Origin of the sequence: Nocardia sp. NPDC127526, from assembly GCF_042672265.1 — a bacterium.
Classification (GTDB): domain Bacteria; phylum Actinomycetota; class Actinomycetes; order Mycobacteriales; family Mycobacteriaceae; genus Nocardia.
In genome coordinates this window covers 287672-308156 of record NZ_JBHXVO010000002.1, presented here as the reverse complement: position 1 = coordinate 308156, position 20485 = coordinate 287672, and the positions used below count along the sequence as shown (strand labels likewise).

Genomic DNA, 20485 nt, shown 5'->3' with positions numbered 1-20485 from the left:
TCCGGGCGGCCTTGGTGCGCGGATCAGGGCAAGATATCGGTCTGCACGCGCGGATCGAGCTTGCGCAAAGTATCCGGGCGATCGGTCAGACACGGCCAATCGCGGCTGACCGCCTCGATGGTGGCGTGCCCGGCGGGAATGAGCGCATCGGCGTCGGGCCGGTCGGCCAGGGCCGCGCCGAGGTGATCGCTGGCGGGCCGATCGAGCGGCTGGATCACCGTATTGGGCAGATCCAGCAGCACCGAGAGAATGTCGTGGCGGCCGGGCGAGATCAGCGCGCGGGCGGCGGCGAGCGTGGTGGCCGGAATGATGATGGTGTGCCCGGCATCGGCGGTCGCCCAGACCACCGACTGCACATAGGCCACGCGATGCGCCCACGCGGTGAGAGCGGCCGTATCGAAGACGACGCCACCGAGGGTCGCGCCGGGGGAGGTCATGCCGCGCCGGCGTGGTCGCCGGCGGCATCCTCCTCAGGTAAAGGGGGCAGACCCTGCACGGCGCGGGCGCGATTGATCAGGTCCAGGGGTGGGCGGCCGCCGAAGATCTGCTCGATGCGGGCCAGCGATTCGGCGCGGTCGACGCGGGCCTTCACCGATTCCGCGACGAACGCGGACACCGATTCGATCCGGCCCTTGCGCCGCCAATCATCCAGGGTGGCGGCGATTTCCTCGGGCACCGATACGGTGATCTTGCGGGTGCGCCGTTCTCTCGCCATACCGAGATCGTAGTCGGGTATGGGCGGGCGCCGGGAGAGGACACCGCGGGCATCCCGGAGACCGGGACCCGCGCCCAGCGCGGAGACCGGGACCCGCCCGCGGCCCGATCCGGGCGTTTCGGATTCGCTTGATCCGAAACCTACCGGTCACGCGGGGATCCTGGTTCGATACGGTGAGCGTGCGTCCGCAGTCGGCGGGCGCGCCGACATACGCCAGCCGAGGGGTCACATCTAGATGGATCAGAGTTCGATCGAGTGGGTCGACGGGGCCCTGGTCACGATCGATCAGCGGGTGCTGCCGCAGGAATTGCGACAGTTACGGATCACGACGGTCGACGAACTCATCGAGGCCATCCAATCCCTGGCCATTCGGGGCGCGCCCGCGATCGGCGTGTCCGGGGCCTTCGGCGTGGTGATCGCGGCGCTCGCACACACCACCGACGGGGTCGTGGACGCCGCGGCCGTGGCATCGGAGGCGACGCGCATTGCCGATGCCCGCCCGACCGCGGTGAACCTGGCGTGGGGCGTGCAGCGCGCCCTGGCCAAACTGCCCGAGGGCGTGGCCGCCGTACTCGCCGAGGCGCAGGAGATGCAGGCCGAGGACGGCCGCGTCAACCTGGCCGCCGCCACCCATGCCGCCGATCTGCTGCAGCAGCTGTGCGGGGATCGTCCGCTGCGGCTGCTCACCCACTGCAATACCGGCCGCCTCGCCACCACCGCGTGGGGCACCGCCATCGGCGCGCTGCGCGTGCTGCATCAGCGCGACGCCCTGGCCGAGGTGATCGTGGACGAGACCCGCCCGCTGTTGCAGGGCGCGCGCCTGACCGCCTGGGAAATGGCCGAAGCCGGTATCCCGCACCGGCTCACCATCGATTCCGCCGCCGCGTGGGCCATGGCCACCGAAGAGGTGGACGCGGTCATCGTGGGCGCGGACCGGATCACCGCCGACGGGTCGGTCGCCAACAAGATCGGCACCTACATGCTGGCCATCGCCGCCAAGCGGCACGGGATTCCGTTCATCGTCGTCGCCCCCGAATCCACCCGCGACATCGCCACCGCCCGCGGCGGCGACATCGTGGTGGAGCAGCGCGCCGCCGCGGAGGTCACCGGATTCGGCGGGGTGACAACGGCTCCCGAGGGCACGCGCACCTTCAACCCCGCCTTCGACGTGACCCCGCCGGAGCTGGTGACCGCTGTCGTCACCGAGCACGGCGTGCTCACCGACCCGGCCGGCGCCCGCGCCGCCGGGGATGGCGGCGTCGGCACGGCCTCCGACGAGGTGCTCACCGCCATGGAACGTGTCCTGCGACTGGCCGAGGCGGACGCCGCCCTGCGCGCCGGGCGGGAGATCGCCGATATCGCACGCGGGCTCTACGCCAACGGGTGGATGCCCGGCACCGCGGGCAATATCTCGGTGCGCCAAGGCGATTCGGCCGTGATCACGGCGAGCGGACTGTCCAAGGGCGAACTCACCGAGACCGACACGGTGACCGTCGCCGTCGCGGATTCGACGCCTGTCACCGCGGGCGGCAAGCGGCCCTCGGCGGAGACGACCATCCACACCGCCGTGTACCGGGTGCGCGCGGCGGGCGCGGTGGTGCACGTGCATCCGCCGCACGCGACGGCGCTGTCGATCGGCGCGGGCGGCGCGGCGGTGCGGACCGTGCGCTTCGCCGGCTACGAGCTGATCAAGGGCCTGGGCGGACAACGCCCCGACGCCATCGATATTCCGGTGTTCCCCAACCACGCCGAGGTGCCGCGCATCGGTGCGGACATCGAGAAATACCTGACCGAGCATCCCGATGCCCCGCCCGTGCTGTTCATCGCCGGGCACGGCATCACCGCCTGGGGCGCCGATCTGGCGCAGGCGCGCGACCGCGCCGAATGCCTCGAGGCGATGTGCGAGCTGACCACATTGACCGGACACCGTGAGATTCCGGTGGGCGACAATTAGTTCCGAGGAGGAACCCCGATGACTCTGCTACAGATCATGTCCGACCAGGACGCCACCGACGTGAAACTGCGCACGAGCGACGACGCCGAGATCGCCGCCGAACTGGGCAAGCGCGGCATCACCTTCGAGCGCTGGCCGCTGCTGGAAGGCCTGTCCGCCGCCACCTCGACCGAGGACATCCAGGCCGAATACGCCGACCGCATCGCCGAACTCAATGCCGACGGCCGCTACAAGTTCATCGACGTGGCCCGCATCCACCCCGACGACGCCGACCCGGAATGGCCCGCCAAGGCCGTCGCCGCCCGCACCAAATTCCTCGACGAGCACCGCCACGCCGAAGACGAGGTGCGCTTCTTCGCCGCCGGCCAGGGCTGCTTCTACCTGCACCTCGGCGACGAGGTCCTGGCCACCGTCTGCACCGCCGGCGATCTCGTCTCGGTGCCCGCCGGGACCCTGCACTGGTTCGACATGGGCACCCGCCCCGAATTCGTGGCCGTGCGCTTCTTCGAGGAAGAGGACGGCTGGATCGGCGACTTCACCGGCGACAAGATCTCCAGCGGCTTCCCCACCCTCGACGACCTGCTCACCGCATGATCAAGGCCATCGTCCTCGACATCGAGGGAACCACCAGCCCGACCAGCGCGGTCCGCGAGGACCTCTACGGCTACACCCGCGACCGCCTGCCGGGCTGGCTGGCCGAAAACCAGGGCGGCGCAGCCGATCCCATCCTCACCGCCACCCGCGCCCAGGCCGAACGCCCGGACGCCGACGCGGCCGAGGTGGCCGACATCCTCATCACCTGGCTCAACACGGATGTGAAATCCGAACCCCTGAAAGCCGCCCAGGGCATCATCTGCGCCGAGGGCTTCCGGGCGGGAGCCCTGTTCGGCGAGTTCTTCCCCGACGTCCCCCCGGTCCTGCGCGCCTGGCGCGAATCCGGCCTGGAGCTCTACATCTACTCCTCGGGTTCGGTCCGCAACCAGAAGGATTGGTTCGCCTTCACCCGCGAAGGCGACCTGTCTCCTTTGCTGAGCGGCCATTTCGACCTCTCGACCGCAGGCCCCAAGCGCGACGCCGCCTCCTACGAGAAGATCGCCGGCGCCATCGGCGTTCCCGCACAAAGCATCCTGTTCCTGTCCGACCACCCCGACGAACTCGACGCCGCCGTCGCCGCCGGCTGGCACGCCCTCGGCGTCACCCGCCCGGGCGAACCCAACAGCCCCCGCCCACCCCACCGCTGGATCAGCGACTTCGCCGACGTCGACCTGCCGCACCTGCGGTAATCGCCTGCACGGCAACCACTCTCCCGGAGCCCCGGCCGCACCCCGGCCGGGGCTCCACTCGTTTCAGTCCGCCCGCGCGGCCGCCTCGATAATGCCCTGCACGGCCAGTTGAATGCGTTCCGCGGCATGGGCCGGGTCGGGACAGCCCCCGTCCAGCCAGGCGATGACGGCATCGAGAGTGAAGGCCGGGACGACGCGTGACGCCCAGTCCCGCCACGGGCCCGGCGGAATCGCCGCGGCCAGGTGCCGGTCGGCGATGGCGGTCGACTCCGCGCTGATCGAGTCGATCACATCGCGGAATTCCGGTTCCCGCGCCGCGTGCCGGAACAGCAGGCGGAAGCCGTCCGGGTCGGCCGCGGCCGCGCGCAGCAACGCGGGCAGGGTGTCCTCGTCGAAGTCGTCGGTGCCGACGGAGTCATCCAGCCGTAGGCACGCCCGGTCCAGAACCGCCCGGTACAGCTCGGTTTTCGAGGCGAAATGCCGATACAGGATGACATGGGTGACACCGGCCGCGGCGGCGATGTCCGCCAGCCCGGTCGCCGCGAATCCGGTCCGCGCGAAGGTGCGGGTGGCCGCGTCGAGGATCTGCTCACGCCGCTGCGCCCGCGGCATGCGCCGGGCACGTTCCGGACGATTCACCGCCGTCACCGCGACAACCCTCCTCTTGTTCAAGTCAGACTATACAAGTAGCCTTGTTTAAGAGCAGTTATACAAGTTCGATTGAACATCCACTGGGAGGCCGCGATGGCATCCGTCGCGCAATTGCCCTTCGATCAGACCGATCCCCTGCGCGCCGCGCCCGAACTGCGTGTCTTGCAGGCCCGTGGACCGATCCATCCGGTCCGCACGGCGGTGGGCGATGCCGCCTGGCTGGTCACCGAGCACGCCCTGGTGCGCCGCTTCCTCGACGACCCCCGGCTCGGCCGCGCCCACCCGGCTCCGGAAACCGCTGCCAGAACCGGAAAGTCGGCGCTCTTCGGCGGCCCGATGGGTGAGTTCGACACCGAGCACGCCGACCACGCCCGCATGCGGTCGCTGCTGCAACCGCACTTCACGCCCAAACGCATGCGCGCCCTGCGTGGACATGTCGAGGAACTGGCCGCGCGGCTGCTCGACGACCTGGCCGCCCACGGCTCACCGGCGGATCTGCATGCCGCACTGGCGGTTCCGCTGCCGATCCTGGTGATCTGTGAACTGCTGGGCGTGCCCTACGCCGATCGCGACCGATTCCGCGGCTGGACCGCCGACGCCGCCAATATCCGCGATCAAGCCCGATCCGAACAGGGCCTGGCCGAATTGTTCGGGTACGGACTGCATCTGGTGGCCCGCAAGCGCGCCGAACCGGCGGACGACGTGATCTCACGCCTGTGCGCGGTCGCGGACGTCACCGATGCCGAGGTGGCCGAACTGTCCATGGGGCTCCTGTTCGCCGGACATGAAACCACCGTGGTGCAAATCGGTTCGGGCGCCCTGCTGCTGTTGACGAACCCGGACCAGTGGCGGGCCCTGGTGGACGATCCCGGACTCGTTCCGCGGGCGGTCGAGGAGATCCTGCGCGCGCCGGACAAGGGCGGCGTCGGCATTCCGCGGTACGCGCGAACGGATATCGAGCTCGGCGCGGTGACGATCCGCGCGGGTGACCTGGTGCTGCTGGACACCGGCGCCGCCAACCACGATCCGGCCGTCTATCCCGACCCCGACCGCGTCGACATCACCCGGCCCGGCCCCGCGCATCTCAGCTTCGGGCACGGCGCCCGCTACTGCCTGGGCGCACCTCTGGCCCGCATCGAACTCCAGGTGGCCTTCACCGGGCTGGTCACCCGATTTCCCACCCTGGAACTGGCGGTCGACGTCGCGGAACTGACGATGCGGCGCGATGTCCTCACCGGTGGCGTCACCGCGCTGCCGGTGCGCTGGTGACCGCGTCAGCGGTTGCGGGCGGCGGCGGTTCGGTGGTCGCGGACGGCGATGAGGTTGTCGACGAGGCGGGGGGCGTCGGCGGCCGGGTCCAAGGGCATGGAGACCAGGGCGCGGATATAGGCGGGGGACAGGATCAGCTCGACGATGTCGCGGCTGTCGAGGACCGTGGCGCCGCTGGCGTCGAGGGTGGCCTGGAACTGGTGCATGCGTGGCGCGGTGAATTCCGCCATGTCGATGAGGCCCTGCTCGGCGCTGCTCGCCCGGGCCATCGCGCGGAAGAAGGCGCGCTGTCGGGGCCGGGTCAGGTCGGTGAGCATGTTCGTGGTCCAGGTGAGCAGGTCGGCGCGCAGGTCGCCGGTGGCGGGCACGGGTGACTGGGCGGTCAGTTCCGCCATGATCGTGTCGATGATGAGGCCCTCGACCGTGCGCCAGCGGCGATAGATCGTGGCGAGGTGGACGCCGGAACGGGCTGCCACCGCGGCGATTTCGATGCTGCCGTCGGCGGATTCGGCCAGCAGCTGCCGGGTGGCCTCGTGCACGGCCGCGCGGGTGCGGGCGGTGCGGCCGCCGGGACGCGCTGTTCCTGTCGCCTGTGCCATGAACCGAAGTCTAACGCGAAACTCTTGCAATTAGCGTGTCGACGGCTCTACCGTTAATGCGAAATCTTCGCATCAGAGGGCAAGGGGAGCGGGTCATGGCACGAGTGCTCATCGTCGGGGGTGGCATCGCGGGGGACATGCTCGCGCTGTTGCTGGAACGAGACGGCTGGGAGGTGACCGTCGCCGAGATCGCCCCGGCCGTGCGCACCGGTGGTCAGACCGTCGACCTGCGCGGCGACAGCCGGGAGGTGCTGCGGCACGCCGGGCTGCTCGAGCAGGCGCGGAATTGCCTTGTGCCGCAACGCGGTGCGGCATGGATCACCGCTGACGAGCGGCGGCTCGCAGCGATGCCGGTGACGGCGTTCGGCGGGCGGGGCCTGGTGTCGACCGAGGAACTGCTGCGCACCGACCTCGCCCGCATCATCCACGACGCCGCCGGACCGAGCGTCACGCACCGATTCGGCGAAACCGTCGAAGCGCTCGCGGATTCGGGAGATCGCGTGCGGGTGCGGTTCCGCAGCGGCGGATCCGAGGAGTTCGATCTGGTCGTCGGCGCGGACGGCGCGCACTCGCGGGTCCGTGCGCTGCGATTCGGGCCGGAGGAGAACTACCGCAAGCCGCTCGGCCTCGCGCACGCCTGGTTCACCCTCGTCGAAGGGCCGGGCACGCCGAAGCTGGACGGCTGGTTCCTGCTCTACAACACTCCCGGACGGCTGGCGCTGGAAGCCCGCCCGGGCCATCCCGGCGAACAGGAGATCGGCCTGACCTTCGCCGCGGACACACTGCCCCGCGGCGGTGATCGCGAGGCCCGGTTCGCCTTGCTCGAGCGAACTTTCGCCGGTGCGGGCTGGCGTGCGCGCGAGTTCCTGACCGCGGCTCGCCACGCCCCGGACTTCGCGCTGGACACCTACGACCAGGTGCACATGCCCCGCTGGCACGACGGCCGCGTCGTGCTGGTCGGCGACAGCGCCTGGTGCGCCAGCCCCCTCAGCGGCCTCGGCACCGCCCTCGCCCTGCGCGGCGCCGCCGAACTGGCGTCGGCCCTCCGCTCGGCCGGCGCCCTCGACGCCCCCGCCCGCCTGCCCGGCGCGCTGGCGGCATTCGAACAAGCCATGCGGCCCCGCGCCGCCTCGGCCCAGCAACTCCCGCCGGGCCGCGTCGCGGCCGCGGCCCCGCGATCGGCGCTGGGAATCCGATGCAACGCCTGGGTGATGCGCGCGGTGCAGTCCCCGCTGCTGCGCCCCTTGATCCACCGCGCCTTCGCCGCCACCGAACACGGCCGGGCGGCAGCCGAAGCCGATGCGGTCCAGTCGAATCCCGTGTGAGCACGCGCGAAGCTGCCGGGCGCCCTGCTAGCTGACGACCTTGGCGGCGGCGCGGTCGATGAGGTATTCGACCAGGGTCATCAGGACGTTCTTGCAGGAGCCGCGGTCGCGGGCGTCGCAGAGCAGGACGGGGATGTGCTCGTCGAGGTCGAGGGCGTCGCGGACCTCGACCGGGGTGTAGAGGGGGGCGCCTTCGAAGCAGTTCACCGCTACCGTGAACGCGACTCCGCGGCGTTCGAAGAAGTCGATGGCGGCGAAGGAGCCCTCCAGGCGGCGGGTGTCGGCCAGGACCACCGCGCCCAGGGCGCCGCGGGCCAATTCGTCCCACAGGAACCAGAAGCGATCCTGGCCGGGGGTGCCGAACAGGTAGAGAACCAGGCTCTGGTCGATGGTGATGCGGCCGAAGTCCAGGGCCACCGTGGTGGTGGTCTTGCCTTCGACGCCGCGTAGATCGTCCACGCCCGCGGAGAGCTCGGTAATGAGCTCTTCGGTGCGCAGCGGGGTGATCTCGCTGATCGTGGACACGAGGGTCGTCTTGCCGACGCCGAAACCGCCCGCGATGAGGATCTTCACCGAGGCGGCCAGCGGCGCGGAATTGTCAAAGTTTTCGGATGCCATCGAGAACTGCTCGCAAAATGTTGAGGTCACCGGGTGTGGTCTCGGGGGAGGCCGGTGCACGGAAGTTGAGGATGCCGTCTGAGATGAGGTCGCCGACAAGGATTTTGGTCACCGCGAGCGGTAGCCGCAGGGCGGCCGACACTTCGGCCACCGAGAGCGGGAGCCGGCACAACCGCACGATATCGGTGTACTCCGGCTCGACACGGCGCAGCGGCGGGGCGGCATTGGGGACCACCACCACCGTGAGCATGTCCAGATCGTGTCCCGCGCCCATGGTTCGGCCGCCGGTCCGGGCGTAGGGGCGCACCAACGGACCAGCAGCCTCGTCGAACCAATGTTCCCCCGGCCTGGCCATCATGACAGTCGGGGATTGACCTGTCCGGCCAGATGGTGGCGCGGGGTGGTGGACAGATAGGTGCCGACACGCTGCACCGTCAGATTCATCTCGTAGGCGACCATGCCGAGATTGGCCTGCTCGGTCGCCTGTAAGGCGAGGCAGGCGTGGCTGCCGGCCGCGGTCACGAACAGCACCGCCCGATCCAGCTCGATGACCGCCTGGCGCACGCCGCCGCCGTCGAAACGCGTTCCCGCACTGCGGGCCAGCCCGTACAGGGTGGAGGACATGGCGCCGAAGTGCTCGGCGTCCTCCCGGCTCATGGCGGAGGAGCGGCCCAGCAGCAGGCCGTCGGTGGAGTGCACAACGGCGTGTCTGACACCGGCTAGCCGATCGACCAGATCGTCGAGTAGCCAGTTGAGATCACCAGCGTTTGAGGTGGTCACCGTCGCCTTCCTGTCGGTCGGGGAATGGGTTGGACACAGGCTCGGACACACCGGGATCGGCCCGGCGGCCCTGCCTGGTTCCGTTTTCGATGGCGGACATGAGGTCTCGGGCCTGCTCGGCCGTGCGGGTGGGCTGGGACGGCGCCTCGGGGGACGTCGTGTCCTGCGCCAATTCCGGTGCGAGACTTGCCTGCCGGCGCCTACGCGGGAGCGCGGGCCGGACGTCGGAGCCAGTGTACTGGGCGCGCATGAATTCTCGAGGCCGGAAACCGATTTCCGGTTGCGGGGCCGGAACGGTCTGCCGATGCGGGGGATTCGGCTCGGTGGGCGGCTCGTAGGGTTTGGCCTGCTCCTCGAACGAACGCGGCGGGGCGGCGAAGGCGTCGAACGCCGGGGCGGGGGAGTAGCGGGGCGTGAGCGGGCGTTCGGGCGCCGTCGGGCCCGGACGCGCCGGCAGCGGCGGCGGGGCCTCGAGCTGGCGGGCCGCGCGCGGCTCCTCCGGCTGCGCGGCAACGGGTTCGAGCTGCTTGGCCACCACCGGGATCTCCCCGGTGCCGGCGGCGGTCACGGTCAGGCTGGAGGGAATCAGCACGATGGCGCGCACCCCGCCGTAATCGGACTCGGTGAGCCGCACCGAGATCCCATTGCGGACCGCCAGCTGGGCGACCACGAACATGCCCAGCCGCGAATCTTCCGACAGCGTGTTGACGCCGAAATCCGGGGGATTGCGCAGCATCTCGTTGACCCGCGCCAGCTCGGACTCGGGCATACCCATGCCCTGGTCGACGATCTCCACGGCAATGCCCTTGCCGACCACATTGCCGCGCACCTCGACCTGCGAGGTCGGCGGGGAGAAATGCGCGGCATTGTCGACCAGCTCGGCGATCAGGTGCACCAGGTCGGCCACCGCGCTGCCGGCCACCGCCACCTCGGGCAGTCGGGTGATCTTCACGCGCGTGTAGTCCAGGGCCTCACCGACACCCGAGCGCACCACCTCCACCAGACTCACCGGATTGCGCCACTGCCGGCCCGGCTGCCCGCCGGCGAGAATGATCAGGTTCTCGGCATTGCGGCGTTCGCGGGTGGCGAGATGGTCGAGGCGGAAGAAGATCTCCAGCAGCGCCGGATCCTCCTGTTTGGACTCGGCGTCGTCGAGCACCTCCAGCTGCCGGTGCACCACCACCTGGGAGCGGTGGGCGATATTGAGGAAGACCGCCTTCACACCCTCCCGGGTGCGCGCCTCGGTGACGGCGGCCTCGACCGCGGCCTCGTGGGCGTGGCTGAAAGCCTTGGCCACCTGGCCGATTTCATCGCTGCCGAAGTCCAGCGGCGGCGTCTCCGCGGCCACGTCCACGTCCTTGCCGGCGCGCAGCCGGTTCATGGTCTGCGGCAGCCGGTCGTCGGCCAGGGCCAGGGTCTGGTCGCGCAAGCGCTTGAGGCGGCGGATGATCCGGTTGGCCAGCACCAGTGCGACACCGAAGGCCGACACCGCCACCAGGAACATGCCGCCGCCGGCGAGCAGGGAGTTGCGGGCGTCCTCTTCGCCGGCTTCCTCGGACAGGCCCTGCGCGTGCAGGCTCTGCACGTCCCACAGGGTCAGCAGCGTCTGGTTCACGCTGTTGACCGTGTCGCGCCATTCCTGCTCGGTGAACGCCAGCGGCACCGGTTTCGGATCGGGATTGGTGACCGGGTCCAGGGCGCGGGCCATCAGGGAGTTCTCCATGATGATCAGCTTCTGCCAGTTCTGGCCGGTGATGAGCGCGGCGGCATTGATGGTGGTGGCGTCGTCGGCGTCGCGCGCCAGGGCCTCGACGCCGATGCGGTAACCGCCGGTCAGGCGCGCGTATTCGATGCCGAGCTCCGGCGGCAGGGTGCCGTCGTGCAGCAGCACCTCGGCCAATCCCGCACTGCGGGTGAGCATTTCCGAGGCCGAGATGAGGGTCAGGGTTTCCCCGGTCTCGACCGCGACCTCGGAGGTGGGCGCGGTGACCATGACGACGCTGGTGCCGACCGACACCAGATCCAGCAGATGGCCGTAGAACTTGTACGCGTCGGCGAACGGCAGCGCGCCCGCGTCGACCTGGGTGCGGATGGCCGACAGCTGCCGGGTCAGGGTCTGGAAGCCGCCGACGTCACCGGTGACCCCCTGCGGGCCCAGCGCCTCCATCTGCGCGGTGATCGGCTCCAGCAGGATGATGGCCGCATCCATCCGTAATCGCGCCTCGGCCAAGGCTTTCGGATTCGGGGTCTCACCGGCCAGCTGCGCCAGCGTCACCTGCCGCTCCCCTTGGACCGCGTTCACCAGTTCCCGGGTCGTCGGGGTGGCGTCCTGCAGTGCGGCTCCCCACTCACGTGCGTGATTGCCCTGTGCCACCAGATATCCCGCGCCACCCACACCGATGACGAGCAGCGCCGCGCTCGGAACCAGTGCGATGGCGAGAACACGGGTCCGGACACCGAGCCTCGCTCTGAACATTTGCGCAACGTATCGGGACGTAGGTCACACTCGCCGCTTCGATCCCGTTGAGCGGGAGAGCAATTGACAAGCGTCGCTATGCGTGCACCGGAATGATCGGCTCATCCGGATCGCCGGGCGCTCGTGGACAAGAAGGCGCCGACCCGCTGCACGGTCAGATTCATCTCGTAGGCGACCATGCCCAGATTGGCCTGCGGCCCGGCTTGTAACGCCAGGCACGCATTCGAGCCCGCGGCGGTCACGAACAGCACCGCCCGCTCCAGCTCGATCACCGCCTGCCGCACCCCGCCACCGTTGAACCGATGTCCCGCACTGCGCGAGAGCCCGTACAGCGTCGAGGACATGGCCCCGAAATGCTCCGCATCCTCGCGATCCATCCCGGCCGACCGCCCCAGCAGCAATCCGTCCGTGGAATGCACCACGGCATGGCGAACCCCCGCCAGCTTGTCCACGAGATCATCCAGCAGCCAGTCGAGGTCACCGGCGGGTGAACTGCTCACCATCACCTTCCTGTCGATAGTCGTTCGGGGAAAACCCACCCACATCGGCCTGCCGACCCTGCCGGGTCCCGATCTCGATGGCGGACATGAGATCTCGCGCCTGCTCGGCACTGCGCTGCACAGTCGTCGGCGGCGCGTCGGCCTGAGGCCGCGGATCGTGCGCCAACTCCGGCGCCAGATTCTCCTGCCGCCGACGCCGCGGCAACACGGGCCGCGTTCCGTCGCCGGTCCCGTTGTGTGGCCGGCTCTGCGGTGCTTCCGGAGTGGAGCCCTGTGGAGTGTGGCCACCGAGCTGCTTCGGTTCGCCGGAATGCGGATGTGGGGCCGCCGCCTCGTAAGTCGTGGCGTCGGACGTTGGGTACGCGGCCGGCCGCGGGCGGTCGCGTGCTCGACGATCGGCGCCGCCCGGCCCGGAGTCCGGTATCGGGGCGGCGGGCAGTGCGGGCTGCTCGGCGTATCGTCCGGGCGATTCGCCTGTGGCAGGGAAGAACTCGGTGGTGTGCGGCGAATCGGCGGCCCTCGCCGCCTCGGCGGCGCGCTCGGCGGCGGCCCTGGCCGCGGCGCGGCGGCCGATGGCGAGCTGCTCGGAATCGTAGTCCGCGGGGGCGAATTCGCCCGGGATGAGGGCGGCGGGGATGAGGACGATGGCGCGGATGCCGCCGTAGTCGGATTCGGCGAGTTTGACGGCGATGCCGTGGCGTTCGGCCAGCAGGGAGACGACGAACAGGCCCAGGCGGGAGTCTTCGGAGAGGGTGGTGACGCCGAAATCGGCGGGGGTGGCGAGCAGGGCGTTGACGCGGAGGAGGTCCGGGTCGGGCATGCCCATGCCCTGGTCGCTGATTTCGAGAGCCACGCCGCGGCCGACGGTGTGGCCGGTGATCGACACCTGGGATTGGGGCGGGGAGAAGGCGGTGGCGTTGTCGATCAGTTCGGCGAGCAGGTGGATGAGGTCGCCGACGGCGAGGCCGACGACGAAAACCTCGGGGAGGCGGCCGGTTCGAACGCGCTTGTAGTCGATCGTCTCGCCGACGGCGCTGCGGACGAGTTCGAGCAGGGGAACCGGGTTGCGCCATTGGCGGCCGGGGCGGCCGCCGGCGAGGATGACCAGGTTCTCGGCATTGCGGCGTTCGCGGGTGGCGAGATGGTCGAGGCGGAAGAAGATGTCGAGCAGGGCCGGATCCTCTTGCCGGGATTCGGCCTCGTCGAGGAGCTCGAGCTGTTTGTGCACGACCACCTGGGAGCGGTGGGCGATATTGAGGAAGACCGCTTTCACGCCCTCGCGGGTGCGGGATTCGGTGACCGCGGCGGAGACGGCGGCCTCGTGCGCGTGGTTGAACGCCTTTGCGACCTGGCCGATTTCGTCGTTGCCGAAGTCGAGCGGGGGTGTTTCGGCGCGGATGTCGACAGCTTCGCCCGCGGACAGCCGGCGCATGGTCTCGGGCAGCTGCTCGTCGGCGAGGGCGAAGGTCTCATTGCGCAACCGCGTCAGGCGCCGGATGATCCGATTGGCCAGCGCCAGGGCCACCAGGATCGCACCGAGCGCGATCACCAGCATGCCCGCGCCCGCCCACAGCGACTTGCGGGTGGTTTCGGAGGCGGCGTCGCTGGCCAGCCGTTGCGCGTGCGCGCTCTGGGACTGCCACAGTTCGGCCAGCGCGCGATTGACCTCATCGGCGGCGCTCTGCCATTCGCCCACGGTCATGGGCAGCTCCGATTCCGGAGCGCCGGCGCCGGCGGGGCGGGGGAGGGCGCGTTGGGCCAGCACGGTTTCCATCGCACCCGTGCGCTGCCAGGCCCCGCCGGTGACCAGCGCCTGCACCGCGGCCACCTGGCCGGGATCGGTGTCGACGACCATCCGTTCGATGCGCGTGCGGTAATAGCCCACCAGGCGGATGAATTCGGCCGACAGCTCCGGGGTGAGACCGGTCTCGGTGGCCAGCGCCGCGCCCAATGCGGTTGCGCGGCTCATGGATTCCAGACCGCGCAACACCTCGCTGGCGTCCGAGAGTTCGGTGGCGGTGGCGGCATCGGGCGCGGTCTGCTGGGCGATCTCGGTGCCCGCGGCCACCAGCGCGGGCATCTGGCTGTAGAAGGCGTCGGCCTCGGCGATCGGCAGTGTGCCACCATCGATCCCGGCGCGAATCCCGGTGAGGCGGTTGCCCAAGGCGCTGAACGCGGCGGTGGCGTCACCCATTTCCTCCGGGCCGATGCTGGACAACCGTGATTGCGCGGGCGCGAGCAGCCGCAGCGCAGTGTCGAGGCGCAGCCGCGCCGCCGTGAGCGTGCGAATGTCGGGTTCGGCGCCGACGGTGTGCCACACCGAGATTCGGCGTTCGGCCTGTACGGCCTCGATGATCTCGCGGGTGGGCGCGATACCGGCCTGCAGTTCATCGGCCCAGGTGCGCGCCTCATCGGAGCGATCCACCAGGGCGCCGGCCGCACCCACGCCGATGACCACCAACGCCAGGCTCGGCACCAGCGCGATCGCCAGAATCCGGATCCGGACACCGAGCCGCCGTCTGAGCATTGCCCGAGGGTAGCCATCCCATGCCGGCCGTCGCCTCACGAGTCCTTTTGAGCAGGATGGGATTTGACGCGACGGCGGTGATTCCGCTAGCCCCGCACGCGACCCCTCCGGCGCGTGCGGGATTCGGCGGTCACGGATCAGGAGGCGAGCACGGCGGCCGCGGTCACACCCGCGGCCTCGTGCACGACAGTACGCATCGGACAATCCCTTTTCCGAACTATGAACTCGATGGTTGCTATTCGGTAATGCCGCTGGGGATTGTTCGTTGCCGGACGGCCCATGGCGGGGATCTATTCGGGTTGCAGGATGGCGAACGGCGCGCCGGCCGGATCGGCGAACATGGCCAGGCGGCCCACACCGGGTGTGTCCATGGGCGGGATGAGCGCGGTGGCTCCGGCCTCGACGGCCCTGGCGAAGCTCGCATCGCAGTCGGCCACGGCGAAGTACGGATGCCATTCCGAGGTCGACCCGGCGTCCAGATTGTCCTGCTGCAGTTGCATGATCCCGCCCTGCCCGGTGTCGGCGCCCTCCGCGCCCGGGCTGGATACGACCGTGTAGACGATCTCGGGGGTCAGCTGCGTGTCCGCGGTGTTCCACGAGAACACCGCGGCATAGAAGTCCGTCACGGCCTTCGCGTCGGTGGTGTACAGCTCGGTCCAGCACAGCGCGCCGGGCTGGGAGACCACCTCCATGCCGCGCGTCTCACCCGGCTGCCAGACCGCGAATTCGGCTCCGGCGGGATCGGTGTAGGCGGCCATCCGGCCGAAGGAGAAGACATCCATGGGCGGGACGCGGACCGTGCCGCCCGCCTCCTGCACCAGTTTGGTCGTGGCATCGGCGTCGGGCGTGTGGAAATACAGTGTCCATGCCGAGGACGCGCCCTCCTCGGTGAGCGGGCCGATACCGCCCAGCATCTTGCCGTCCAGCAGGAAGAAACCGTAGCCGCCGGATTCCGGACCGGCGCTCTGGTACTCCCAGCCGAACACCGAGAAATAGAAGGCGGCCGCGGCGCCGGGATCGGGAGCGCCGAGATCGAGCCAGGTGGGTGTGCCGGGAACGTAATTCGTCGTCAACATGGCAGGTCCTCCGGTTACCGAGAGTGATGCGCCAGCGCGTCCTCGAGCCGGCTCGAGCACTTGCCCCTCCGACGGTAGGGGATCCGGCGGCCGGGGTGTCCGGTATCGGCCCGGACGCGGCGAGTCTCGCGGCGGGGCGGCGAAACCGACCGCCGTGGCCGACGCGGGACCGATATTTTCGGCCGGAAACCCGACTCGAGCGGCCCGAATCCCGGACTCGGCGGCCCTGGTCCCCGCATCGGGGTAGATTGTCTGTACCCGCAAGTAACTTGTAAGCAGGAGGCGATGATGCCGGTGCCGGCACCCGCGGTTTTCGAACGGTTGAAGTCGTTCGCGGCGGTGGACACGAGCGAGGATCGCGAGACCCGCGCCATCACCGAAGTGTTCACCGGCGACACCCTGGGCAGCGTGCCCGTGGGCATCGCCGCCGATGTCACCGCCGCTGTCGCCAAAGCCCGTGCCGCCCAGCGGGAATGGGCCGCCCGTCCCGCCAAGGACCGGGCCGCGGTCTTCGAGCGCTATCGCGCGCTGGTGGTGGAGAATCGCGAATACCTCATGGACGTGGTGCAAGCCGAGACCGGCAAGGCGCGCTGGGCCGCCCAGGAGGAGATCATGGGCCTGATCTTCGCGGCCCGCTACTTCTCCCGGGTCGCGCCGAAACTGCTGTCCGCGCACAGCGTGCCCGGTGCGTTCCCGGTGCTCAATCGCGCCTCGGTGCGCGCGGTGCCCAAGGGCGTGGTCGGCGTCATCGCGCCGTGGAACTATCCGATGCTGCTGTCGGTGGGCGATTCCATCCCCGCTCTGCTCGCCGGCAATGGCGTCGTGGTCAAGCCCGACAGCCAGACCCCCTACTCCTCGCTGGCCAATGCCGAACTACTGGCCCGCGCCGGCCTGCCGCGCGACCTGTTCGCGGTGGTCACCGGCCCCGGCACCGTGGTGGGCACGGCCATCGTCGACCAGTGCGACTACCTCATGTTCACCGGTTCCTCCGCCACCGGCCGCACTCTCGCCGAACAGTGCGGCCGCCGCCTCATCGGCTTCTCCGCCGAACTCGGCGGCAAGAACCCCATGATCGTCACCCGCGACGCCGACCTCGACAAGGCCGCCAAAGCCGCCGTGCGCGCCTGCTTCTCCAACGCCGGCCAACTCTGCATCTCCATCGAACGCCTCTACGTCGACAAGACGGTCGCCGCCGACTTCACCGAAAAGTTCGTCGCCGCAGTCCAATCCGCCAAACTCGGTGCGGCCTACGACTTCTCCACCGACATCGGCAGCCTCATCTCCGAATCCCAACTCGAAACCGTCACCAAGCATGTGGCGGATGCCGTCTCCAAGGGCGCCAAAGTCCTCGCCGGCGGCAACCCCCGCCCCGACCTGGGCCCCCTCTTCTTCGAACCCACCGTCCTCACCGACGTCACCGACGCCATGGAATGCGGCCGCAACGAAACCTTCGGCCCCCTGGTCTCCATCTACCCCGTAGCCGACGTCGAAGAGGCCATCACCCGAGCCAACGACACCGAATACGGCCTCAACGCCAGCGTCTGGGCAGGCAGCAAAGCCGAAGGCGAGCGCATCGCCGAACGCCTGCACGCCGGCACCGTCAACGTAGACGAGGGCTACGCCCCCGCCTGGGGCACCACAGGCGCCCCCATGGGCGGCATGGGCATCTCCGGCGTAGGCCGCCGCCACGGCCCCGACGGCTTGCTGAAGTTCACCGAACCTCAAACGGTCGTCGTGACCCGCTTCCTGAACCTCGATGCGCCCCCACTGGTTTCGCAGGACAAGTGGCAGCCCTTCCTGATGGGCGTAGCCCGAGCCATCCGCTTCCTCCCGGGCCGCTGATCCGCTGTCCGCCATTCCCGCGGCGGACAGCTCGTCAGCGATGTGCCGATGTGACGGCGGGCTGGGCGCAAAAGTATTCGCGGGCTTCGGTGAAGGTCATGCCGGTGCGGTAGAGGCCGCCGTCATCAGCGAGTACGCAGTCGGTGCCGGCGATAGCCGTGCCGGTGGCGTCCGGGGTGACGTGCACCTCGGCAGTGGCAATGGGCACCAGTTGATCGTCGTCGTAGGTCCAGAAGCTGTAGGAATAGCCCTGGTAGCCCGGCAGCTTGCCGTTGGTGACGGTGTAGCCGTCGTCGGCGGATTCGATTCCGAGGCCGGTGAATTCACCGGCTCGGACGAACTCGCGGTTGGTACCGGTGGCGTGGTACACGGCGGTTCGAGCCCAGTACGGGCCGAGGGTCAAGGGGACGAGCAGTTCTTCGCGGCCATCGCCGTCGGTGTCGAGCAGCGATGGTTTCGACCAGTCGATGTCGACATTCTCTTCGGTAATGGTCTGCGCCCACGAGCCATCCGATGCGGCGACATCGATCGTGAGCACGCCGTCGGTCCCGCTGCCGCTGCGCCGCACCGCCAACGTAACCGTGGCCGGATCGTCCGCACTGGTGGTGGAAGTCGTTGGCGCCGTGGTCGTTTGAGTTGTCACCCGCGGCGATTCGACAAAGTTCGTCGTCGTCGCGGACGGCGCCGATTCCTCCGGCAGCCCACTGACACTGTCACACCCCGAAACACCGGCGACAGCAGCAGCAACCAAGAACCAGACCGCGGAGTTCCTCCCCATGCGGCACAGCATAACGACAGCGCGGCCGGCCCGGAGAAACCGGCCGCGCCATCTCTCATCCGGTCAGGTCCGCGCCGCGCGGTGGGGCGGGAGCCGCTTCCAACGCCGCCGCTTCGGCATCGGTGAACAACCAGGACCGGATGATGAATCGGACTCCCTCGGGGGCTTCGAGGGAGAAGCCGCCGCCGCGGCCGGGGACCACGTCCACGGTGAGGTGGGTGTGGCGCCAGTATTCGTATTGGTCGGCGCTCATCCAGAACGAGGTGTCGGGGAAGACGCGGCCGAGCAGGACGTCGGCCGCGCCCACCCGGAACTCGCCCAGGGGATAGCACATGGGCGAGCTGCCGTCGCAGCAGCCGCCGGATTGGTGGAACATGACCGGGCCGTGGTGGGTGATCAGTCCTTGCAGGACATCGGCGGCGGCCTCGGTGATGCCCACCCGGGAGACGGAACCCGTTTTCATACGACTCCTCCACGTGTGTAGTGCGGCAACACGATTCGATGTCAGAAGAATCCGAGCTTCTTGGGGGAGTAGCTGACGAGCAGGTTCTTGGTCTGCTGGTAGTGGTCGAGCATCATCTTGTGGGTTTCGCGGCCGATGCCGGACTTCTTGTAGCCGCCGAAGGCCGCGTGCGCGGGGTAGGCGTGGAAGCAGTTGGTCCACACCCGGCCGGCTTTGATGGCGCGGCCCAGGCGGTAAGCCGCGCCACCATCGCGGGTCCAGACGCCCGCGCCCAGACCGTACAGGGTGTCATTGGCGATGGTGACCGCCTCGGCCTCGTTGTCGAAGCGGGTCACCGCTACCACCGGGCCGAAGATCTCCTCCTGGAAGATCCGCATGTCATTGCGGCCCTCGAAGATGGTCGGCTCGATGTAGTACCCATTGGGCAGGCCCTCGACCTTGCGCATCTCGCCGCCGGTGAGCACCTTGGCGCCCTCTTTGCGGCCGATGTCGATGTAGGACAGGATCTTCTCGTACTGATCGTTGCTGGCCTGCGCGCCGATCATGGTCGAATCATCCAGGGGATTGCCGCCCTTGATGGCCTTGGTGCGCTCGATGCAGCGGGCGATGAACTCGTCGTAGATGGACGAGTGGATCAGCGCGCGCGAGGGACAGGTACACACCTCACCTTGGTTCAGCGCGAACATGACGAAGCCCTCGACCGCCTTGTCCAGGAAGTCGTCGTCGGCGGCGGTCACATCCGGCAGGAAGATATTGGGGCTCTTGCCGCCCAGCTCCAGGGTGACCGGAATGATGTTCTCGCTGGCGTACTGCATGATCAGCCGCCCGGTGGTGGTCTCCCCGGTGAAGGCGACCTTGGCCACCCGCGGGCTGGATGCCAGCGGTTTACCGGCTTCGACGCCGAAACCGTTGACCACGTTGAGAACTCCCGGCGGCAGCAGATCGGCGATCAACTCCACGACCAGCAGCAGCGAGACCGGGGTCTGTTCGGCGGGCTTGATGACGACGCAGTTGCCGGCCGCCAGTGCGGGCGCCAGCTTCCAGGCCGCCATGAGAATCGGGAAGTTCCACGGAATGATCTGCCCGACCACCCCGAGCGGTTCGTGGAAGTGGTACGCCACCGTGTCGGCGTCGATCTCGGCCAGCGAACCCTCTTGCGCGCGAATACATCCCGCGAAATAACGGAAGTGATCGATGGCCAGCGGCAAGTCCGCGGCAAGCGTCTCGCGCACCGGTTTGCCGTTCTCCCACGTCTCGGCGACCGCGAGCTTCTCCAGATTCGCTTCCATGCGGTCGGCGATGCGGTTGAGAATATTGGCACGCTCGGTCACCGAGGTGGCACCCCAGGCGTCGGCGGCGCGGTGCGCGGCCTCGAGGGCCATATCGATGTCGGCGGCGCCCGAACGCGCTACCTCGCAGAAGGTTTCACCGTCGACGGGTGAGGGATTGTCGAAGTACCGGCCCTCTATCGGGGCTTTCCACTCCCCGCCGATGAAGTTGTCATAGCGGCGGGCGAAACTGACAATGCTGCCGTCGCTGCCTGGTTTGGCGTAGATCATGGCGCGGCTCCTGATCGCAGACCTGTGGGTGACGGGGGTCACTATGAACCGCGAAGGTTGGCGTAGGGTT

20 protein-coding genes are annotated in these 20485 nt (G+C 69.1%); 6 read left to right on the top strand and 14 right to left on the bottom strand.

Annotation, left to right across the window (positions count from 1 at the left end):
• Positions 1–23: 23 nt before the first annotated feature.
• On the bottom strand, positions 24–437 hold the full coding sequence (locus ACFVIV_RS04575; protein WP_379193391.1) for a hypothetical protein: 414 nt from the start codon (positions 435–437) through the stop codon (positions 24–26).
• Entirely contained in the window at positions 434–715 is a 282-nt protein-coding gene (locus ACFVIV_RS04570; RefSeq protein ID WP_379193390.1) for a hypothetical protein, read from the bottom strand. The genes ACFVIV_RS04575 and ACFVIV_RS04570 overlap by 4 nt, the downstream gene beginning before the upstream one ends.
• Before the next feature lie 235 nt (positions 716–950).
• On the opposite strand from ACFVIV_RS04570, the gene mtnA reads away from it, so the two are divergent.
• Genes mtnA through mtnC form a run of 3 tightly spaced genes read left to right on the top strand, consistent with a single transcriptional unit; the run spans position 951 to position 3952 of the window.
• On the top strand, positions 951–2669 hold the full coding sequence (mtnA, locus tag ACFVIV_RS04565) for an S-methyl-5-thioribose-1-phosphate isomerase (RefSeq protein ID WP_379193389.1): 1719 nt from the start codon (positions 951–953) through the stop codon (positions 2667–2669).
• An 18-nt stretch (positions 2670–2687) separates the two neighbouring features.
• A complete protein-coding gene (locus ACFVIV_RS04560; RefSeq protein WP_379193388.1) occupies positions 2688–3263 on the top strand; it encodes an acireductone dioxygenase in 576 nt (191 codons plus the stop codon).
• Positions 3260–3952, top strand: coding sequence for an acireductone synthase (mtnC, locus tag ACFVIV_RS04555; RefSeq protein ID WP_379193387.1), 693 nt, complete (start codon positions 3260–3262; stop codon positions 3950–3952). The genes ACFVIV_RS04560 and mtnC overlap by 4 nt, the downstream gene beginning before the upstream one ends.
• A gap of 63 nt (positions 3953–4015) precedes the next feature.
• Here the strand turns inward: mtnC and ACFVIV_RS04550 are convergent, their stop codons facing one another.
• Positions 4016–4600 carry a TetR/AcrR family transcriptional regulator gene (locus ACFVIV_RS04550; protein ID WP_379193386.1) on the bottom strand — a complete coding sequence of 195 codons (585 nt, stop codon included), beginning with the start codon at positions 4598–4600 and terminating at the stop codon, positions 4016–4018.
• 96 nt (positions 4601–4696) lie between these two features.
• Here ACFVIV_RS04550 and ACFVIV_RS04545 point away from each other — a divergent pair, with 96 nt between their 5' ends.
• Positions 4697–5872 (top strand): cytochrome P450, encoded by a 1176-nt coding sequence (locus ACFVIV_RS04545; protein ID WP_379193385.1) that lies wholly within the window; start codon positions 4697–4699, stop codon positions 5870–5872.
• Positions 5873–5877: 5 nt separating this feature from the next.
• On the opposite strand, the gene ACFVIV_RS04540 is transcribed toward ACFVIV_RS04545, so the two are convergent.
• A complete protein-coding gene (locus ACFVIV_RS04540) occupies positions 5878–6471 on the bottom strand; it encodes a TetR-like C-terminal domain-containing protein (RefSeq protein ID WP_379193384.1) in 594 nt (197 codons plus the stop codon).
• A gap of 95 nt (positions 6472–6566) precedes the next feature.
• On the opposite strand from ACFVIV_RS04540, the gene ACFVIV_RS04535 reads away from it, so the two are divergent.
• A complete protein-coding gene (locus ACFVIV_RS04535; RefSeq protein ID WP_379193383.1) occupies positions 6567–7796 on the top strand; it encodes an FAD-dependent monooxygenase in 1230 nt (409 codons plus the stop codon).
• 27 nt (positions 7797–7823) lie between these two features.
• Here ACFVIV_RS04535 and ACFVIV_RS04530 read toward each other — a convergent pair whose 3' ends face one another.
• From ACFVIV_RS04530 to ACFVIV_RS04500, 7 genes are all read right to left on the bottom strand, one after another.
• Positions 7824–8414: an ATP/GTP-binding protein gene (locus tag ACFVIV_RS04530; RefSeq protein WP_379193382.1), complete on the bottom strand. Its 591-nt coding sequence runs from the start codon at positions 8412–8414 to the stop codon at positions 7824–7826.
• Positions 8395–8769, bottom strand: a complete 375-nt coding sequence (locus ACFVIV_RS04525; protein ID WP_379193687.1) for a DUF742 domain-containing protein — start codon at positions 8767–8769, stop codon at positions 8395–8397. The genes ACFVIV_RS04530 and ACFVIV_RS04525 overlap by 20 nt, the downstream gene beginning before the upstream one ends.
• Positions 8769–9194 (bottom strand): roadblock/LC7 domain-containing protein, encoded by a 426-nt coding sequence (locus tag ACFVIV_RS04520; RefSeq protein WP_379193381.1) that lies wholly within the window; start codon positions 9192–9194, stop codon positions 8769–8771. The genes ACFVIV_RS04525 and ACFVIV_RS04520 overlap by 1 nt, the downstream gene beginning before the upstream one ends.
• Positions 9172–11670 (bottom strand): nitrate- and nitrite sensing domain-containing protein, encoded by a 2499-nt coding sequence (locus ACFVIV_RS04515; RefSeq protein WP_379193380.1) that lies wholly within the window; start codon positions 11668–11670, stop codon positions 9172–9174. The genes ACFVIV_RS04520 and ACFVIV_RS04515 overlap by 23 nt, the downstream gene beginning before the upstream one ends.
• Before the next feature lie 101 nt (positions 11671–11771).
• On the bottom strand, positions 11772–12170 hold the full coding sequence (locus tag ACFVIV_RS04510) for a roadblock/LC7 domain-containing protein (RefSeq protein WP_379193686.1): 399 nt from the start codon (positions 12168–12170) through the stop codon (positions 11772–11774).
• The gene (locus ACFVIV_RS04505) at positions 12148–14697 is read right to left on the bottom strand and encodes a nitrate- and nitrite sensing domain-containing protein (RefSeq protein WP_379193379.1); all 2550 of its coding nucleotides are present in this window, start codon (positions 14695–14697) and stop codon (positions 12148–12150) included. The genes ACFVIV_RS04510 and ACFVIV_RS04505 overlap by 23 nt, the downstream gene beginning before the upstream one ends.
• Before the next feature lie 290 nt (positions 14698–14987).
• Positions 14988–15773 carry a VOC family protein gene (locus ACFVIV_RS04500; protein WP_379193378.1) on the bottom strand — a complete coding sequence of 262 codons (786 nt, stop codon included), beginning with the start codon at positions 15771–15773 and terminating at the stop codon, positions 14988–14990.
• Between the two features lie 285 nt (positions 15774–16058).
• Here ACFVIV_RS04500 and ACFVIV_RS04495 point away from each other — a divergent pair, with 285 nt between their 5' ends.
• Positions 16059–17615 carry a succinic semialdehyde dehydrogenase gene (locus tag ACFVIV_RS04495; protein WP_379193377.1) on the top strand — a complete coding sequence of 519 codons (1557 nt, stop codon included), beginning with the start codon at positions 16059–16061 and terminating at the stop codon, positions 17613–17615.
• A 34-nt stretch (positions 17616–17649) separates the two neighbouring features.
• Here the strand turns inward: ACFVIV_RS04495 and ACFVIV_RS04490 are convergent, their stop codons facing one another.
• The 3 genes from ACFVIV_RS04490 to adh form a co-directional block, all read right to left on the bottom strand.
• Positions 17650–18258, bottom strand: coding sequence for a hypothetical protein (locus ACFVIV_RS04490; protein ID WP_379193376.1), 609 nt, complete (start codon positions 18256–18258; stop codon positions 17650–17652).
• Between the two features lie 190 nt (positions 18259–18448).
• Positions 18449–18856 (bottom strand): DUF779 domain-containing protein, encoded by a 408-nt coding sequence (locus tag ACFVIV_RS04485; RefSeq protein WP_379193375.1) that lies wholly within the window; start codon positions 18854–18856, stop codon positions 18449–18451.
• 41 nt (positions 18857–18897) lie between these two features.
• Positions 18898–20415, bottom strand: coding sequence for an aldehyde dehydrogenase (gene adh, locus ACFVIV_RS04480; protein WP_379193374.1), 1518 nt, complete (start codon positions 20413–20415; stop codon positions 18898–18900).
• Positions 20416–20485: the final 70 nt, after the last annotated feature.

Excerpts from the sequence above, each read along its gene's own strand:
- ACFVIV_RS04535 (WP_379193383.1), top strand. The coding sequence starts at position 6,567 with ATGGCACGAGTGCTCATCGTCGGGGGTGGCATCGCGGGGGACATGCTC.
- ACFVIV_RS04540 (WP_379193384.1), bottom strand. The coding sequence starts at position 6,471 with ATGGCACAGGCGACAGGAACAGCGCGTCCCGGCGGCCGCACCGCCCGC.
- mtnC (WP_379193387.1), top strand. The coding sequence starts at position 3,260 with ATGATCAAGGCCATCGTCCTCGACATCGAGGGAACCACCAGCCCGACC.
- ACFVIV_RS04530 (WP_379193382.1), bottom strand. The coding sequence starts at position 8,414 with ATGGCATCCGAAAACTTTGACAATTCCGCGCCGCTGGCCGCCTCGGTG.
- adh (WP_379193374.1), bottom strand. The coding sequence starts at position 20,415 with ATGATCTACGCCAAACCAGGCAGCGACGGCAGCATTGTCAGTTTCGCC.
- ACFVIV_RS04495 (WP_379193377.1), top strand. The coding sequence starts at position 16,059 with ATGATGCCGGTGCCGGCACCCGCGGTTTTCGAACGGTTGAAGTCGTTC.
- mtnA (WP_379193389.1), top strand. The coding sequence starts at position 951 with ATGGATCAGAGTTCGATCGAGTGGGTCGACGGGGCCCTGGTCACGATC.
- ACFVIV_RS04560 (WP_379193388.1), top strand. The coding sequence starts at position 2,688 with ATGACTCTGCTACAGATCATGTCCGACCAGGACGCCACCGACGTGAAA.
- ACFVIV_RS04485 (WP_379193375.1), bottom strand. The coding sequence starts at position 18,856 with ATGAAAACGGGTTCCGTCTCCCGGGTGGGCATCACCGAGGCCGCCGCC.
- ACFVIV_RS04570 (WP_379193390.1), bottom strand. The coding sequence starts at position 715 with ATGGCGAGAGAACGGCGCACCCGCAAGATCACCGTATCGGTGCCCGAG.
- ACFVIV_RS04515 (WP_379193380.1), bottom strand. The coding sequence starts at position 11,670 with ATGTTCAGAGCGAGGCTCGGTGTCCGGACCCGTGTTCTCGCCATCGCA.
- ACFVIV_RS04525 (WP_379193687.1), bottom strand. The coding sequence starts at position 8,769 with ATGGCCAGGCCGGGGGAACATTGGTTCGACGAGGCTGCTGGTCCGTTG.
- ACFVIV_RS04545 (WP_379193385.1), top strand. The coding sequence starts at position 4,697 with ATGGCATCCGTCGCGCAATTGCCCTTCGATCAGACCGATCCCCTGCGC.
- ACFVIV_RS04575 (WP_379193391.1), bottom strand. The coding sequence starts at position 437 with ATGACCTCCCCCGGCGCGACCCTCGGTGGCGTCGTCTTCGATACGGCC.
- ACFVIV_RS04500 (WP_379193378.1), bottom strand. The coding sequence starts at position 15,773 with ATGTTGACGACGAATTACGTTCCCGGCACACCCACCTGGCTCGATCTC.
- ACFVIV_RS04505 (WP_379193379.1), bottom strand. The coding sequence starts at position 14,697 with ATGCTCAGACGGCGGCTCGGTGTCCGGATCCGGATTCTGGCGATCGCG.